The 16135-nt window shown below is 71.2% G+C and carries 12 protein-coding genes; 4 read left to right on the forward strand and 8 right to left on the reverse strand.

What is annotated here, in order from left to right; translation table 11 throughout:
• The first annotated feature begins 85 nt into the window (after positions 1–85).
• Entirely contained in the window at positions 86–1150 is a 1065-nt protein-coding gene (sepH, locus tag G4Z16_RS06820) for a septation protein SepH (protein WP_197349772.1), read from the forward strand.
• 122 nt (positions 1151–1272) lie between these two features.
• On the opposite strand, the gene G4Z16_RS06825 is transcribed toward sepH, so the two are convergent.
• Positions 1273–2115: a sulfurtransferase gene (locus tag G4Z16_RS06825; protein WP_197349774.1), complete on the reverse strand. Its 843-nt coding sequence runs from the start codon at positions 2113–2115 to the stop codon at positions 1273–1275.
• A gap of 232 nt (positions 2116–2347) precedes the next feature.
• Between G4Z16_RS06825 and G4Z16_RS06830 the strand changes: the two genes are divergently transcribed.
• Entirely contained in the window at positions 2348–3133 is a 786-nt protein-coding gene (locus tag G4Z16_RS06830) for a VOC family protein (protein WP_246530715.1), read from the forward strand.
• 19 nt (positions 3134–3152) lie between these two features.
• On the opposite strand, the gene G4Z16_RS06835 is transcribed toward G4Z16_RS06830, so the two are convergent.
• The 4 genes from G4Z16_RS06835 to G4Z16_RS06850 all read right to left on the reverse strand — a co-directional run bounded on the left by G4Z16_RS06835 (position 3153) and on the right by G4Z16_RS06850 (position 8569).
• Positions 3153–3821, reverse strand: a complete 669-nt coding sequence (locus G4Z16_RS06835; RefSeq protein WP_028437401.1) for a thymidine kinase — start codon at positions 3819–3821, stop codon at positions 3153–3155.
• 83 nt (positions 3822–3904) lie between these two features.
• Positions 3905–5098, reverse strand: a complete 1194-nt coding sequence (locus G4Z16_RS06840) for an alkaline phosphatase family protein (RefSeq protein WP_197349778.1) — start codon at positions 5096–5098, stop codon at positions 3905–3907.
• Positions 5098–5682 carry a DUF5998 family protein gene (locus G4Z16_RS06845; RefSeq protein ID WP_028437403.1) on the reverse strand — a complete coding sequence of 195 codons (585 nt, stop codon included), beginning with the start codon at positions 5680–5682 and terminating at the stop codon, positions 5098–5100. Before G4Z16_RS06845 ends, G4Z16_RS06840 begins: the two co-directional genes overlap by 1 nt.
• A gap of 28 nt (positions 5683–5710) precedes the next feature.
• Positions 5711–8569 (reverse strand): bifunctional acetate--CoA ligase family protein/GNAT family N-acetyltransferase, encoded by a 2859-nt coding sequence (locus tag G4Z16_RS06850; RefSeq protein ID WP_197349780.1) that lies wholly within the window; start codon positions 8567–8569, stop codon positions 5711–5713.
• Positions 8570–8710: 141 nt separating this feature from the next.
• On the opposite strand from G4Z16_RS06850, the gene G4Z16_RS06855 reads away from it, so the two are divergent.
• Complete coding sequence (locus G4Z16_RS06855) at positions 8711–8995, forward strand: HPr family phosphocarrier protein (RefSeq protein WP_197349782.1); 285 nt, start codon at positions 8711–8713, stop codon at positions 8993–8995.
• Between the two features lie 170 nt (positions 8996–9165).
• On the opposite strand, the gene G4Z16_RS06860 is transcribed toward G4Z16_RS06855, so the two are convergent.
• The 3 genes from G4Z16_RS06860 to G4Z16_RS06870 all read right to left on the reverse strand — a co-directional run bounded on the left by G4Z16_RS06860 (position 9166) and on the right by G4Z16_RS06870 (position 13377).
• On the reverse strand, positions 9166–9984 hold the full coding sequence (locus tag G4Z16_RS06860; RefSeq protein ID WP_197354215.1) for a M23 family metallopeptidase: 819 nt from the start codon (positions 9982–9984) through the stop codon (positions 9166–9168).
• A 610-nt stretch (positions 9985–10594) separates the two neighbouring features.
• Positions 10595–11965 (reverse strand): M16 family metallopeptidase, encoded by a 1371-nt coding sequence (locus tag G4Z16_RS06865; RefSeq protein WP_197354216.1) that lies wholly within the window; start codon positions 11963–11965, stop codon positions 10595–10597.
• Between the two features lie 59 nt (positions 11966–12024).
• The gene (locus G4Z16_RS06870) at positions 12025–13377 is read right to left on the reverse strand and encodes a M16 family metallopeptidase (RefSeq protein WP_197349784.1); all 1353 of its coding nucleotides are present in this window, start codon (positions 13375–13377) and stop codon (positions 12025–12027) included.
• Positions 13378–13670: 293 nt separating this feature from the next.
• On the opposite strand from G4Z16_RS06870, the gene G4Z16_RS06875 reads away from it, so the two are divergent.
• Complete coding sequence (locus G4Z16_RS06875) at positions 13671–16115, forward strand: DNA gyrase/topoisomerase IV subunit A (RefSeq protein WP_197349786.1); 2445 nt, start codon at positions 13671–13673, stop codon at positions 16113–16115.
• Positions 16116–16135: the final 20 nt, after the last annotated feature.

The following is a 16135-nucleotide window of genomic DNA, read 5'->3' on the forward strand; positions in this document are numbered from 1 at the left end:
GGCAGGCCGCACACGGGCAGGCCACATTCGTCCAGCGGGAGCAGCGACGCACGTGATGTCGGCAGGCACCACCCGGGAGGTTCACATGCCCGAACTGCGTGTCGTGGCCGTCAGCAACGACGGCACACGTCTGGTGCTCAAAGCTGCCGACAGCACGGAATACACCCTTCCGATTGACGAGCGGCTGCGGGCCGCCGTACGCAACGACCGCGCACGCCTCGGCCAGATCGAGATCGAGGTCGAGAGCCACCTGCGCCCCCGCGACATCCAGGCGCGTATACGGGCCGGTGCCTCCGCCGAGGAGGTCGCACAGCTCGCGGGGATCCCCGTCGACCGCGTACGCCGCTTCGAGGGCCCCGTGCTCGCGGAGCGTGCGTTCATGGCGGAGCGCGCACGCAAGACGCCGGTGCGCCGCCCCGGGGAGAACGCCGGTCCTCAGCTCGGCGAGGCCGTTGCCGAGCGGCTGCTGCTGCGCGGCGCCGACAAGGACGCGGTGCACTGGGATTCCTGGAGACGGGACGACGGCACCTGGGAAGTGCTGCTCGCCTACCGGGTCGCCGGCCAGGCGCACTCCGCGACGTGGACGTACGATCCGCCGCGGCGGCTCGTGCAGGCCGTCGACGACGAGGCGCGCTCGCTCATCGGCGAGACCGACGACACGCCGGAGCCCAGCACCCCCTTCGTGCCGCGGATCGCGAGGCTCCCCAGGGAGCGGAGCGACAAGAGCGACCGCGGGGATCTGGACCCCACCGCATTCTCCGGCGACGGAGACGCGGACGGCGAACCGGACTCTCTGACAAGCCTGTTGGAGGCCGTGCCCAACTTCCGTGGCGACCTCGTCGTGCCGGAGCAGCAGAGCGCGCCGGCGTCGGCAACTCACGCCTCGTCCACCTCGGAGACGGAGAACACCTCCGACGACGACCGGGAGACCGAGGAAGAGGAGGAGCCCATCGAGCCTCCGGCCACGGCCGCGGGTGCCGGTTCGGCGTACGCGGACGTGCTGATGCCCCGTTCGGTCAGCGCCCACCGTGACCGGCTGAAGGGCAACACCGACCGGCAGGCCGAGGCGGACGGTGTGCGTCCCGGTCGCCGTGCCGCGGTGCCCAGTTGGGACGAGATCGTCTTCGGCACCCGCCGCAAGAAGGACTGAACGCGCACGCCCTACCGGAGCGCCCGGTGATCAACGGCCGCATGAGGCGGCTGCCGGGTGCTCCGGTCGGGGTGTCGTGTCTGCCGTTCAGCGGTTCCGCCGGCCGCGAACTCGGCAGCGCCTCAGCCCGGTTCGGGCCCCTTGGCGACCGGCCGGGTCGTGTCCCCGGACCACTCGCTCCAGGAACCCGGGTACAGGGCCGCGTCGATTCCGGCCTCGGCCAGCGCGAGGATCTCGTGCGCGGCCGAGACTCCCGAGCCGCAGTACACGCCGACCTCGGTCCCCTCAGTGACGCCCAACTGGCGGAAGCGGGCCCGCAGTTCCCCGGACCCGCGCAGCAGCGGGGCTTCCTTCTCCCCGGGGTCCGTCACGTTCTGCGACGTCGGGGCGGACACGGCACCCGGGATGTGACCGCCGACCGGGTCGATCGGCTCCACCTCGCCCCGGTACCGCTCGGCGGCCCGGGCATCCAGGAGCACACCGCGCCGCGCCAGCGCCGCCGCGCCCTCGGCGTCCAGCACGGGCAGCGCTCCCGGACGTGGCGTGAAGTCGCCCGGTTCCGGCTTCACTTCGCCCGCCTCCAGGGGCCCGTCCCACGCGGCCAGGCCACCGTCCAGCACCCGTACGTCCCCGTGGCCCGCCCAGCGCAGCAGCCACCACGCACGGGCCGCGGCCCAGCCCGTACCCCCGTCGTAGACGACGACGGGACGCGAGCCGGAGACTCCCGCCCGCCGCATGGCCGCCCCGAAGACCTCCGGGTCCGGCAGCGGGTGGCGGCCGGAATCGCCCGGCGGCGCTGCCAGTTCGGAGTCCAGGTCGACGTAGACGGCTCCGGGCAGATGGCCGGCCTCGTAGTCCGGCCTGCCGTTCGGTCCGCCGAGCTGCCAGCGGACGTCGAGGAGCACGGGGGGCTCGTCGCGGGAGAGTTCGCCCGCGAGAGCTGATGCGGAAGTGATGGCTGTCATCCCGCCATTTTCACTCACGTGTGCGGAACAGACCGATGCGAAAGGGGAAGTACCGGTGGTGTCGGTGACTATGGCGCCACAGGTGGTGCGACCATCGGTAAGCGTCACGGAAGGGTACGGAATCCGAAGCGGTCACATCGCACCCAACACACGACGGGACCACATCGACGATGGTCCGAGGGAGACAACACGTATGACGGAGTCAGTCACTCGGCACACACAGCCGAGACAGATGCCCGGCACACCCTGCTGGGCGAGCCTGCTGGTGCAGGAGCTGGCCAGGAGCCAGGAGTTCTACCACCAGCTGTTCGGATGGGAGTTCTACTCGGGCCCCCGCCAACCGGGGCCCTACGTACGGGCGTTGGCGGACGGGCACGAAGTGGCGGGCCTGGGGGAGATCGTCCCCGGCCGGCGTCTGAACGTCGCCTGGCTGCCGTACATGGCGAGCGACGACGCGGACGCCACCGCCGGCCTGATCCGCGAACGGGGCGGGACCGTCGCCGTCGGGCCGCTGGACGCGGACAACGCGGGCCGCATGGCGATCGCGGCCGACACCGCGGGTGCGGGCTTCGGTGTGTGGCAGCCCGCGCCGCAGCCGGAGAGCCTGTCCCCGGCCACCGCAGAGGTGCCGGGAGCGCCCGTCTGGTACGAACTGATCACCCGTGAGTCGTCGGCCGCCGGGAGCTTCTATCCCGCGGTCTTCGGCTACGAGCCCACCGCCGACGGCACAGGGAACGGCGACGGCGACTCGAACGTCGGGAACGGCCGGGATTATGTGACGCTCCATGTGAACGGCGAGCCCGTGGCGGGAATCCACGGCGTGGGGCAGGCGCTCCCGCGCGACCGCGGACCGTACTGGAAGACCTACTTCGCCGTCACCGACACCGACGAAACCATGCGGCGCGTCGCCGAACTGGGCGGATCCGTCGTGCACTTGCCGGCCGACACACCGCACGGCCGGGTGGCCACGGCCGCCGATCCGGAGGGCGCGCAGTTCAGCGTGATCGCACACATCTGACAGCCGGGAGCGGGGGGTGCTAGGTCACGTGCGGCGTGGCGGGGGCGTCGATGGGCAGCACGTCCGGGGAGAGCGCCCCCGCCCGCGCCGTCGCGGAGGTCAGCCGGCGTCGGTGGTGACGGCGGCAGAGCACCTCGTAGCCGACTTCGCCGGTGGGTTCGCCCACGTCGCCGACGACGACCTGCGCGCCCTCGACCACCATCTTCCCGCCGACCGTGCGGGCGTTGTGCGTGGCCCTGGCGCCGCACCAGCACAGCGCCTCGACCTGCAGCACCTCGATGCGGTCGGCCAGTTCCATCAGCCGCTGCGAGCCCGGGAAGAGCCTTGTGCGGAAGTCGGTGGCGATGCCGAAGGCGAAGACATCCATGCCCAAGTCGTCGACGATGCGGGCCAGTTGGTCGATCTGCTCCGCGGTGAGGAACTGCGCCTCGTCCACGATGACGTAGTCGGTGCGGCCGCCGGCGGTCAGATGCTTCACCAGGTGCACGTGGAAGTCGAAGCCGTCCCTCGCCTCGACGGCATCGGTGACGAGCCCCAGCCGGGACGACAGACGCCCCTCCCCCGCACGGTCGTTGCGGGTGAAGATCATGCCCTGAAGGCCACGGGTGGAACGGTTGTGCTCGATCTGGAGAGCCAGTGTCGACTTGCCGCAGTCCATGGTTCCGGAGAAGAACACCAGCTCTGGCATGGAGACGTCGGCCTTTCTGCGCTCGCGGGCAGGTCGGTGTGTGCTCGTACGGGCCCGCGGGGCCGGCGTACGGGCGGCTTGGGCTACGTACGGACTTCGAGGAGCGGGACGAGCTGTTCGGCGGAGGTGGCGGAGCCGTGCATCCCGATGAGCGCGGACTCCTTGGGCTCGCGCTCGTTGGCCACGACGGCTGAGTCGCCACTCATCGCCGCCACGACGTCGCCGATGCGGGCGTGCACCCTGGCGTCGATCCGTGGCCCGAACCACCCCAGTTCCACGGCCTCTTCGCGGGTCGCCACCCACGCGTGACCGGCGAGCACCTCGCGCCAGACCGACGCCACGTCACGTGCGGCCCCGGGCACGGCGTAGAGGTGGCGCATCCTGCCCTCCCCGCCGAGCTCGGCGATGCCCGCTCTCAGTTCCCAGTCCTCGTCGACGTCGAATCTGGCCTGCGGGGTGAGGGGGACGTCGACCATGCCGTGGTCGGCTGTGATGTACAGCGCGGAACGGGGCGGCAGTTGCTCGGCGAGCCGCTGGGCGAGCCGGTCCACGTACATCAGCTGGCCGCGCCAGGCGTCGGAGTCGATGCCGTACCGGTGGCCGTGGCCGTCGAGCTCGGCGTAGTAGGTGTAGACGAGGGTGCGGTCCGCGGCGGCGAGCCGCTCGGCTGCCTGGTCCATGCGGTCCTCGGCGCTGAGCACCCCGAAGAACGTTCCTCCCGACAGCGCGACGCGCGTGAGCGGAGTCTGCTCGAAGTGCGGCGCGGAGACCTGGCTCGCGGTGATCCCGCCGGCGTCGGCGAGCTGGAAGACCGTGGGGTAGGGCTGCCACACGTGCGGGTCCGTCCAGGGCTGCCAGCGCAGCTGGTTCATCAGCCGGCCGGTGTCCGGATCGAGAGCGGTGTATCCGGGCAGGCCGTGCACGCCGGGGGGCAGGCCGGTGCCGACGGAGGCCAGCGACGTGGCGGTCGTGGAGGGGAATCCGGCGGTCAGGGCCGATCCGGTGCCGCCGAGCGAGGTGTGCAGCAGGGAGGTGAGGAACGGTGCCTCTTCGGGGTGCGCCCGCAGCACGTCCCAGCCGAGCCCGTCGACGAGGAACACGCAGGCACGGTCGGCCGGTTCGAGCCGCAGCCCGGTCTTCAGCCCCTCCAGGCCCTGTGCCGTGACGATGGCGGGCAACAGGTCCGACAGCGACGCCAGGCCGTAGCGCGGCACGGGCGCGGTACGCGGATCGAGCGGCAGCGGTTCCTGCGGGTTCTCGGTGGCGGCCTGTGCCATCAGGAAGGTGTCACCGTCGCCTCTGAGAGCGCCTGTGCGAAGGCGAGGGTCTGCCGCACGGTGTCGGGTCCGTCGGCCGCCTCACTGACACGGAGCGAGAGGTCGTCCGCCGTGGAGGAGCCCGTATAGCCGTGATCCGCCTCGCAGTTGGGGTCTCCGCAGGTGGCGGGCTCCATGTCCAGCCGGGAGACCGCACCCCAGCCGATGGTCAGCACGACCTCGCGGGGCAGCGTCCCGGGAGTGTAGGACTCGGGGTCGGCGACGACGCGGGAGAGCACGACGGACGAGATGCGCTGGATCTTCACGGACTCCGTGGAGGTCGTGGCGTACGGCGAAGAGGAGGTGCCGTCGGCGGGCTGCTCGTCGGTGTGGCTGACGAGGAAGCGCGTACCGGTGAGGACCAGGACCGTGACATGGCGGCGCACCTCGTTGGAGTCGAACGTCGTCTCCTGGTGCACGAGGTAGGAGGTGACGGGCTCGCCGCCCACCGCCGCCTCGACGGCCTCGGCCACAAGGGTCGGGTAGTAGCCGCTGCGCTCGATCGCCTCACGCAGCCCCTGGGTCGTCGTACCGGTCTTCGCCATGCGGGCCATCCTACGGGCCGGGGGACTCTCAGTAAGCGGGCAGGCTGCGGCGGCCCAGGTCGGTCCGCGGCGACGGCTCGGCGATCCGCACGGTCGCGCCGAGCACCGTGTGTCCCCGGGACGCGACGACGACGGGCTCCAGGTCGACGGCGACGATCTCGGGGTGTTCGTGGAGCAGGCGTGACACCCGCAGCAGCAGCTCCTCCAGTGAGGCGACGTCCACGGCCTGCGCGCCACGCCATCCGAAGAGGATCGGGGCGCTGCGGATGGCCCGCACCAGTTCGGCGGCGTCCTTGTCGGTGACGGGGACGAGGCGGTGCGCAACGTCTTCCAGCAGCTCGGACGGGGTGCCGGCGAGGCCGAAGGAGAGCACCACCCCGATGGACGGGTCGAGGGCCGCGCGGATGACGGTGTCGACGCCGCGCGGGGCCATGGTCTGCACGACGGGGCGCAGCCCGGCCCCGTCGCCGAAGGTCTCCGTGAGCTCGGCGTGTGCGCGGCGCAGTTCGCTCTCCGAGGAGATGTCGAGGCGTACGCCGCCGAGGTCGGCGCGGTGGCGCAGGTGGGGAGCCGTGGTCTTGAGGGCGACGGGGTAGCCGATGCGTTCCGCCGCGGCCGCGGCCTGGTCCGGGCCGGGGGCCGGGATCGTGGACTCGACGATGATGCCGTAGCAGGCGAGCAGTGCCTCCGTGTCCTCGGCGCCGAGGGTGAGGCCGTGGCTCGTGTCGGCGGCGGGAGTCGGGACGGTGGCGTCGCCCGTGGTGTGGGAGACGGTGCCGGAGGCGGCGCCGGACGTTCCCTCGGCGCCGGTCTCCGGAGCCCCGGCCCCCTCCTCCTGAGCGGTGGAGACGTCCGCGGTTCCCTGGGGCGCTTCGGCCCCTGCCGGGGCGTCCGCCGCGTCCGCCGCCGCGCGGGCGAGCAGTTCCGAGGCCGCGGTTTCGTCGGCCTCGAACTCCGTTACGCGCCCCGGGTTTTCCGCCTCGCGACGCCAGCGCGCGTAGCGGGACGCCTCCGAGAGGGCGCGCACGGCTCGCTCGGGCGCGGGGTAGGCGGGGATGCCGCGTGCGGCGAGGGCGGAGTCGAGTCCCTCGATGGCCAGATGCACGACGGTGACGGGCTTGTCGGCTCCGTCCGAGGCCTCGCGCAGCGCGTCCGCCAGTTCCGCCGTCGGGGTGTCGCCCACCCATGGGATGACGGTGACGACGACCGCGTCCGTCTCCGGGTCCTCCAGGGCGTCGCGCAGCGCCTGCCGGTACTCGTCAGGCGTCGCGGAGGTGCCGAGGTCGCGCACGGGCTGCGGCCGCAGCTCACCGGCGAGCGCCGCGTCGTACGAGAGCAGACCGAGCGACTCGGCGTTGCCGAGGATCGCGGTGCGGGGCCCGGCCGGAAGCGGCTGTGACACGAGCAGGGCGCCCGCGTCGAGCAGTTCGGTGACGGTGTCGACCATCACGACACCGGCCTGCCTGAGCAGCGCGGTGACGGTGGCGACCGGCGTACTGGAGACCGGAGCGGCGTGCCCGGGCGGCGGCGCGGCGCCGCTGTGCCTCGCGCCCTTGACCACCACGACCGGCTTGCGTGCGGCGATGCGCCTGGCGAGCCTGGTGAATTTCCGCGGGTTGCCGATCGATTCGAGGTAGAGCAGCGTGACGTCGGTGTCGGGATCGTCGTCCCAGTGCTGGAGCACGTCGTTGCCGGAGACGTCCGCCCTGTTTCCCGCGGAGACGAAGCTGGACAGCCCGATGCCGCGCTGGTGGAGCCCGGCCAGCAGGGCGATGCCGATGGCGCCGGACTGGGTGAACAGGCCGACCCTGCCGCGCGCGGGCATCTCCGGCGAGAGCGTCGCGTTGAGCCGCACGTCCGGGTCGGTGTTCATCAGTCCGAAGGCGTTCGGGCCGATGACGCGGGTGCCGTACGAGCGTGCCAGGCGGACGAGTTCGCGCTGCTCGTCGCGGGTGAAATCCGCGGTGAGCACGACGAGTCCCTGCACGCCCGCCTCGCCGCACTCCCGCGCGAGCGCCTGCACCTGGCTCGCGGGAACCGCCACGACGGCAAGGTCGAGGTGCTCCGGGACGTCCTTGACGGAACGGTGCGCGGGCACGCCGCCGATCTCGCTCCCTCCCTCGGGAAGCTCATGGTTGACCGCGTACACGCGACCGGTGAACCCGCAGGTGCGCAGGCTCTCCAGGACCCTGCGGCCCGCGCCGCGCGGCGAGCGGCTGGCGCCGATGACCGCGACCGAACCGGGGGCGAGCAGCCGGCGCACGGAGCGGCCCTCGGCCCGCTGCTCGCGGGCGCTCATGACGGCGAGGGACCGCTCGGTCGGTTCGAGGTCGAAGGTGAGATGGACGGAGCCGTCCTCGAAGCTGCGGCGCTGCGAGTAGCCGGCGTCCGTGAACACCTTGATCATCTTGTTGTTGGCCGGCATCACGTCGGCGATGAAGCGCTGGATGCCCCGCTCGCGCGCCACGGCCGCGATGTGTTCGAGGAGCGCGGACGCCACGCCACGGCCCTGATGATCGTCCCGCACCAGGAAGGCCACCTCGGCCTGTGCGGAGCCCCCCTCGTCGGAGGAGGTGGCCGCGCGTCCTGAATCGTCGACCCGGTCGTAGCGGACCGTGGCGATGAACTCGCCGCCCACAGTGGCGGCGAGGCCCACCCGGTCGACGTAGTCGTGATGTGTGAAGCGACGCACGTCGCGGTCGGAGAGGCGTGGGTACGGGGCGAAGAAGCGGTAATACTTCGACTCGTCGGATACACGCTCGTAGAAGGCGACGAGCCGGTCTGCATCGTCCGCGGTGATGGGCCTGATGAGCGCGGTGCCGCCGTCACGGAGCACCACGTCGGCCTCCCAGTGCGCCGGATACGCACGCTCCCGAGGGGTACGCATGGGACTCAGGGTACGGCCGTACCGGAAACTCCGGCCCCGGACATCCGGCAGCGCACGTCAAGGGGGTGCGGCCGTCAGCCAAGAGAGGCATGCGAGACTTGTTCCCGGCCGGACGAAAGCACGACCTGAAGGGCAACAACCATGGTAGAGCGCCGTGTCACCGTCGGGTGGGCCGAGGGCTTGCACGCCCGTCCTGCCTCGATCTTCTGCCGCGCGGCGGCTGCGGCCGGCGTTCCCGTCACGGTCAAGAAGGGCGACGAAGGCGTGCCCGTCAACGCCGCATCGATGCTCGGTGTCCTCGGCCTGGGCGCCGAGTCCGGCGAGGAGATCGTGCTCGCGTCCGACGCGGTGGACGCCGAGGGCGCGCTGGAGCGCCTGGCCACGCTGGTCTCCGAGGGCCTGGAAGAACTGCCCGAGACCGTCTGACTCTCCTCTACGCGTATAGCGCCGCGGCGGAGTGCGGCGCCCACGAGTCTCGCGGCAGCGCCATCGTCATGCGAAGAGCCCCCGGTCGCCGGTGAGCGGCCGGGGGCTCTTCGGTGCCTTTGCCGGGAGGCGTACGGGGACGCCGGACCGTCGGGCAGTTCTGCGGACGGTCAGAGACTGACGCCGTGCTTCCTCAGGTAGCCGACCGGGTCCATGTCCGAGCCGTAGTCGGGACCCGTGCGCGCCTCGAAGTGCAGGTGCGGACCCGTGGTGTTGCCCGTGGAGCCCGACAGCGCGATCTTCTGGCCCGGCTTGACCTGCTGGCCGACCGAGACGCTGATCGACGACAGGTGGCCGTACTGGGTGTAGGTGCCGTCGCGGTGCTTGACGACGACGCTGTTCCCGAACGAGCCGTCGCTGCCTGCCTCGACGACCTCGCCGGCGGCGACGGACCGGACCTCGGTCCCCTCGTCGGCCTGGAAGTCGACACCGGTGTGACTGCCGGAGGACCACAGCCCGCCGGAGCTCTGGTACGGCGTGGAGACCGACGCGCCCTCGAGCGGGGCGACGTAGGCGTTGAGCTTCTTCCGCTCAGCGGCCCTTGCTGCCTTCTCCCTGGCCTCGCGCTCGCGCTTCGCCTTCTCGGCGGCCGCCTTGCGCTTGGCCTCGTTGGCGGCCTTGGCCTGGGCGGCCGCGGCCTTCTGGAGCCGGGCCTGGTCGCTGACGGTGTCGGCGATCGCGTCGCCGAATCCGATGGCGTGGCTCAGGCCGGTCTCGTGAGTCTCCTGGCCGGTCCGGCGAGTGGTGTCCTCAGCACTCTTGTCTGCCCCGCTGCTCGCTGCCTGCGGCTGTCCGCCGGTGTCGGCCAGGGCGGGCGATGCGAGTGTCCCGACCACGCCGAAGGTCAGACCGGCTATGCCTGCTGCCCTCGCGCGTCGGCTCATGGGGCGGGTACGCCGATGCGTCCCGGTGGCACGGATGAACGCCATGGTGTGGCGTGACTCCTTTCCCTCCTTCTCGCCTACCGGGTCTGCCATCTGCCTGCGTGGCTCCACGCACGTCCGCGCTTGGGGCTCCGTGCATGGGCGCAGCGGAACTCCGGCGGGGTCCGGCGGGAATCCGGGCAGAAGGGGCCCCCAGTCGGTTCGGAGCAGGAAGGTCTCCTACGGTCCGCTGGGCGGCGGACCGATTCACCCCACCCCTCCTCCGCCCTGCCGTTTCCGGCCCGGACTGGGAGGGACCCTCTGCGCCTGAGCGGCGCCGCGAGGGAAGGGCCCCCGGCTCTCCATGTGTACGTCGTCGTACAGGAGACTCGGCGATGCCGAACGTCGGCCGCGGTCGCGGTCACTTCTGACGAACAGCCGGATCGACGCTAAATGGGGCATCTGGCAACGGCCAAACCAAACCCATGTTTTGTCGCATAGCCCACACCACAGACCGTGGCATACGCGGCAATCCGGGCAAAGTGAGGCCGAGAACGGCGTCGTGGAAGGCGAACAGGCAACGGCAGCGGCCCCGGTGGACGTCTTCCGTCCACCGGGGCCGCCTGATGTTCTCGTCGTTCGCGTGTCTCCTGGCGGGTGCGCCCGGCGCGGCTCCTCAGCCGCCGGTCACCACCTTGACCTCGCCGATCCCCAACTCCCGTACCGGATCGGCGATCTGCGAGGCGTCCCCGACGAGGATCGTGACCAGTCGGTCCGGCGGGAAGGCGGCGACGACCGCCGCCGTGGCCTCGACCGTGCCGGTGCGCGCCAGCTCCGCGTAGACGTTCGCCTGGTAGTCGTCGGGGAGTTGCTGCTCGACCTGCTCCGCGAGGGTGTCGGCGACGGCGGCCGCCGTCTCGTACTTCAGCGGCGCGACACCGACCAGGTTCTGCACGGCCACATCCCGCTCCTCGTCCGAGAGCCCTTCGGCGGCCAGGGTGCGCAGCACCTGCCACAGATCGGCGAGGGCCGGGCCCGTGACGTCCGTGGCGACCGAGCCGGAGACGGCCAGCAGCGCCGCACCGGTGCCGTCCGTGGTGGAGCGCAGAACCTGCCCGAAGGCGCGCACACCGTAGGTGTAGCCCTTCTCCTCGCGCAGCACACGGTCCAGCCGCGAGGTGAGTGTGCCGCCGAGGCAGTACGTGCCCAGTACCTGGGCCGGCCAGACCCGGTCGTGCCTGTCGGGCCCGATCCGGCCGATCAGCATCTGCGTCTGCACGGCCCCGGGCCGGTCGACGATGACCACGCGCCCGGTGTCGTCGGCGGTGATCGGCGGCGCCTTGCGGGGCTGGGTCGCGGCACCGGTCCAGGCGCCGAGCGTCTCGTCCAGCACGGTGTCGAGGTCGACGCCGTCGAGGTCACCGACCACCACGGCGGTGGCCGTCGCGGGCCGAACGTGCCTGTCGTAGAAGGCGCGGACGGCGGTCGCGTCGATGCGGGAGACCGTCTCCTCGGTGCCCTGGCGCGGCCGGGACATGCGGGCGGATGCCGGGTAGAGCTCCTTGGCCAGTTCCTTGGCGGCGCGCCGCGTCGGGTTGGCCAGCTCGTGCGGGATCTCGTCCAGACGGTTCTCGACGAGCCGCTCGATCTCGCTCTCGGGGAAGGCCGGAGCACGCAACGAGTCGGCGAACAGGCCGAGCGCCTTGCGCAGCCGGGACGCGGGCACCTCCAGCGAGACGCGTACGGCGGCGTGGTCGGCGTACGCGTCGGTCGAGGCGCCGCAGCTCTCCAGCTCGTCAACGAACTGCTCCGCGTCGAGCTTGTCCGTGCCCTCGGAGAAGGCGCGGGCCATGATCGTCGCGACGCCGTCGAGCCCGGCCGGCTCGGCGTCGAGCGGTGCCTGCAGGGTGACTTCGACGGCCACGACCTGCTGCCCGGGACGGTGACAGCGCAGCACGGTGAGCCCGTTGCCGAGGACGCTGCGCTCCGGAGCGGGGAAGGCCCAGGGCTTCGGCTGTCCGCCGCGTGGCTGCGGGTGGAACTCCATCTGCTTGCCCTGCGCCTCCGACGTACCTGCCGCGGCGGTCTGTGGGTTCGGGGCGTCGCTCACTGGCCGGGCTCCTCGGTCTCGTCGGTCTCGTCGTCTGCGGCGGCCGGTTCGGTGGGCTCGTAGACGAGCACGGCACGGTTGTCCGCACGGAGCCGCGCGGCGGCCACCTCCCGCACCTCCTCGGCGGTGATGTCGAGGACGCGGTCGACGGCGGTCAGCGCGAGCTGAGGGTCGCCGAACAGCACGGCGTAGCGGCACAGTTCGTCGGCCCGGCCGCCCACGGTGGCGAGCCTGTCGAGCCACTCGCGCTCCAACTGCGCCTGCGCGCGCTCCATCTCCTCCGGCGCGGGGCCCTCCTCGGCGAAGCGCCGCAGCTCGTCGTCGATGGCCTCCTCGATCTGTGAGACCTCCACGCCGCCGGACGCCTTGACGTCCAGCCAGCCGAGGGACGGCGCACCCGCGAGCCGCAGCAGCCCGAATCCGGCGCCGACCGCGAGCCGGTCGCGGCGCACCAGGCGCTTGTTGAGGCGCGAGGACTCGCCGCCGCCGAGCGCGGTGAGCGCCAGGTCCGCCGCGTCGCACTCACGGGTGCCGTCGTGCGGCAGCCGGTAGGCGGCCATCAACGCGCGGGAGGGCACCTCCTCTTCGAGGAGCTCGCGCTTCTCGTCGCCGATGATCTCCGGCAGGGTTCCGTCCCGCGGCGGCTTCTTGCCCTCGTGCCCGGGCACCGAGCCGAAGTACTTCTCGATCCAGCCGAGCGTCTGCTCCGGGTCGATGTCGCCGACGACGGTCAGCACGGCGTTGTTCGGGGCGTAGTACGTGCGGAAGAACTCGCGGGCGTCCTCGAGGGAGGCCGCGTCGAGGTCGGCCATCGAGCCGATCGGGGTGTGGTGGTACGGGTGGCCCTCCGGGTAGGCCATGGCCGTCAGCTTCTCGAACGCGGTGCCGTACGGCACGTTGTCGTAGCGCTGGCGCCGCTCGTTCTTGACCACGTCGCGCTGGTTCTCCATGGACTCGTCGTCCAGGGCCGTCAGCAGGGAGCCCATGCGGTCCGCCTCCAACCAGAGCGCGAGCTCCAACTCGTGGGCGGGCATGGTCTCGTAGTAGTTCGTACGCTCGAAGCTGGTCGAGCCGTTGAGCGATCCGCCCGCACCCTGGATCAGTTCGAAGTGGCCGTTGCCCTGTACCTGCGCGGAACCCTGGAACATCAGGTGCTCGAAGAGATGGGCGAGCCCGGTGCGGCCCGCGACCTCGTGGCGGGATCCGACGTCGTACCAGAGACAGACCGCTGCGACCGGGGTGAGATGGTCCTCGGAGAGCACGACGCGCAGGCCGTTGGCCAGCCGGTGCTCGGTCGCTGTCAGCCCGCCGGTGGCCGGCGGGGGCGTGGCAGTGTGACCCATGGGCATGGAGTCCCTTCGATCGCGTCAATTGCGTGTACGTACGCAAGCGGTCCTGTCACCCTATGCAACCGAGCCGAGAGCGTGCTGAGTTCCCGTACCGTACGCCCCGGAGCCGGGCTCGTCCCGTGCCCTTCCTCGCACCGACGGCGGGGAGCACACGGACGACGACGCCCCCGACCGCCGGGTCGGGGAACCGGTTGTCAGCGACGCGGTCCACAATGGTCCGCGTCAGAACCGCCTCCGCACCGGCCGGCCGCCCGGCCGCCCGCACGGTAAGCACAGAAGGAGCCGTAGCCGCGATGGCCCCCCGCAGTACGAAGACACAGCCGGACGATTTCGAGGAGCGCATCCTCGATATCGACGTCGTCGACGAGATGCAGGGCTCCTACCTGGAGTACGCCTACTCGGTCATCTACTCGAGGGCGCTGCCCGACGCGCGGGACGGCCTGAAGCCCGTGCAGCGGCGCATCCTTTACCAGATGCACGAGATGGGTCTGCGTCCCGAGCGCAGTCACGTGAAGTGCGCCCGCGTCGTCGGCGAGGTGATGGGAAAGCTCCACCCGCACGGCGACTCGGCGATCTACGACACGCTTGTGCGCATGGCCCAGCCCTTCACGATGCGGCTGCCGCTGGTCGACGGGCACGGCAACTTCGGCTCGCTGGGCAATGACGACCCGCCTGCCGCCATGCGGTACACGGAATGCAGGGCAACACCTGCCGCAAACCTGATGGTCGAGTCGATCGACGAGGAGACCGTCGACTTCGCCGCCAACTACGACGGCAGCGAGCAGGAACCCGGAACCCTTCCGGCCGCGTACCCCAACCTGCTGGTCAACGGCTCCTCCGGCATCGCCGTCGGAATGGCGACGAACATGCCGCCGCACAATCTGGCCGAAGTCATCTCCGCCGCCCGGCACTTGATCAAGCACCCAGGCGCCGACCTCGAGACGCTGATGCGCCATGTGCCCGGCCCGGACCTGCCGACGGGCGGACGGATCGTCGGCATGGACGGCATCAAGGACGCCTATGCGAACGGCCGCGGCAGCTTCAAGACGCGCGCCACGGTCACCGTCGAGCAGGTCACCCCGCGCCGCAAGGGCCTGGTCGTGACGGAACTGCCGTTCACGGTCGGCCCGGAGAAGGTCATCTCCAAGATCAAGGATCTGGTCAACTCCAAGCGCCTGCAGGGCATCGCGGACGTCAAGGACCTCACGGACCGCGCGCACGGCCTGCGCCTGGTCATCGAGGTGAAGAACGGGTTCAACCCGGAGGCCGTCCTTGAGCAGCTGTACAAGCTGACGCCCATGGAGGAGTCCTTCGGCATCAACAACGTCGCGCTGGTGGACGGCCAGCCGCTGACGCTGGGCCTCAAGGAGATGCTGGAGGTCTACGTCGACCACCGCTTCACGGTGGTGCGCAGGCGCAGCGAATTCCGGCGCGGCAAGCGGCAGGACAGGCTGCATCTGGTCGAGGGCCTGCTCGTCGCGCTGGTGGACATCGACGAGGTCATCAGGATCATCAGGTCGAGCGAGAACGCCGCCCAGGCCAAGGAGTCGCTCATCGCGCGGTTCGGCCTCAGCGACGTGCAGACGCAGTACATCCTGGACACGCCGCTGCGCCGCCTGACCAAGTTCGACCGGATCGAGCTGGAGAGCGAACGCGACCGTCTGCGTTCGGAGATCGAGGAGCTGACCCGGATCCTCGAGTCGGACGCGGAGCTGCGCAAGCTCGTCTCGAGCGAGCTGGCCCAGGTCGCGAAGAAGCACGGCACCCCGCGCCGCACCGAGCTGCTGGAGGCGGCAGGCGATCCCGTCGCGGCAGTGCCGCTCGAAGTCGCAGACGACCCGTGCCGCGTGCTGATGTCCTCGACGGGGCTGCTGGCCCGTACGGCCAACGGCGAGCCGGTCTTCGACCAGGAGGCGAAGCGCGCCAAGCACGATGTGATCGTCTCCGCCGTGCCCGCGACGACGCGCGGCGAGATCGGAGCCGTCACCTCTGCGGGGCGGCTGCTGCGCCTCGTCGTCGTCGACCTGCCGCAGCTGCCCGAGTCGGCGACGTCGCCCAACTTGGCGGGCGGAGCGCAGATTTCGGAGTTCCTGACGCTGGAGGACGACGAGAAGGTCATCTGTCTGACCACACTGGACGAGTCCTCCCCCGGCCTCGCGCTGGGCACCGAGGCGGGCGTGGTGAAACGGGTCGTCCCCGACTACCCCTCGCACAAGGAGGAGTTGGAGGTCATCTCGCTCCGCGAGGGCGACCGCATCGTGGGCGGTGCAGAACTGCGTACCGGCGAGGAGGACCTGGTCTTCATCACGGACGAGGCGCAGTTGCTGCGCTACGCGGCGAGCCAGGTCAGGCCGCAGGGGCGTGCGGCCGGCGGCATGGCAGGCATCAAGCTGACCGGGGAGGCCAAGGTGATCTCCTTCACGGCGGTCGATCCGGCGGTGGACGCTGTGGTCTTCACCCTTTCCGGGTCGCACGGCACGCTCGACGACTCGATCAGCACGGCCAAGCTGACGCCGTTCGACCAGTTCCCGAGGAAGGGCAGGGCGACGGGCGGCGTCCGCTGCCAGCGGTTCCTGAAGGGTGAGGACTCTCTGACGATGGCGTGGGCGGGGCCCACTCCCGCGAAGGCAGCCTCGAAGACCGGCGCTCCGGCGGACCTGCCCGAACTGGATCCCCGCAGGGACGGGTCGGGCGTGCCCCTGAAGAAGCCGGTCGCGGTGGTCGCCGGGCCGGTCTAGGACTCGGTGGTGCCGGGCCG

Source organism: Streptomyces bathyalis (assembly GCF_015910445.1).
GTDB classification, from domain to species: Bacteria; Actinomycetota; Actinomycetes; order Streptomycetales; family Streptomycetaceae; genus Streptomyces; species Streptomyces bathyalis.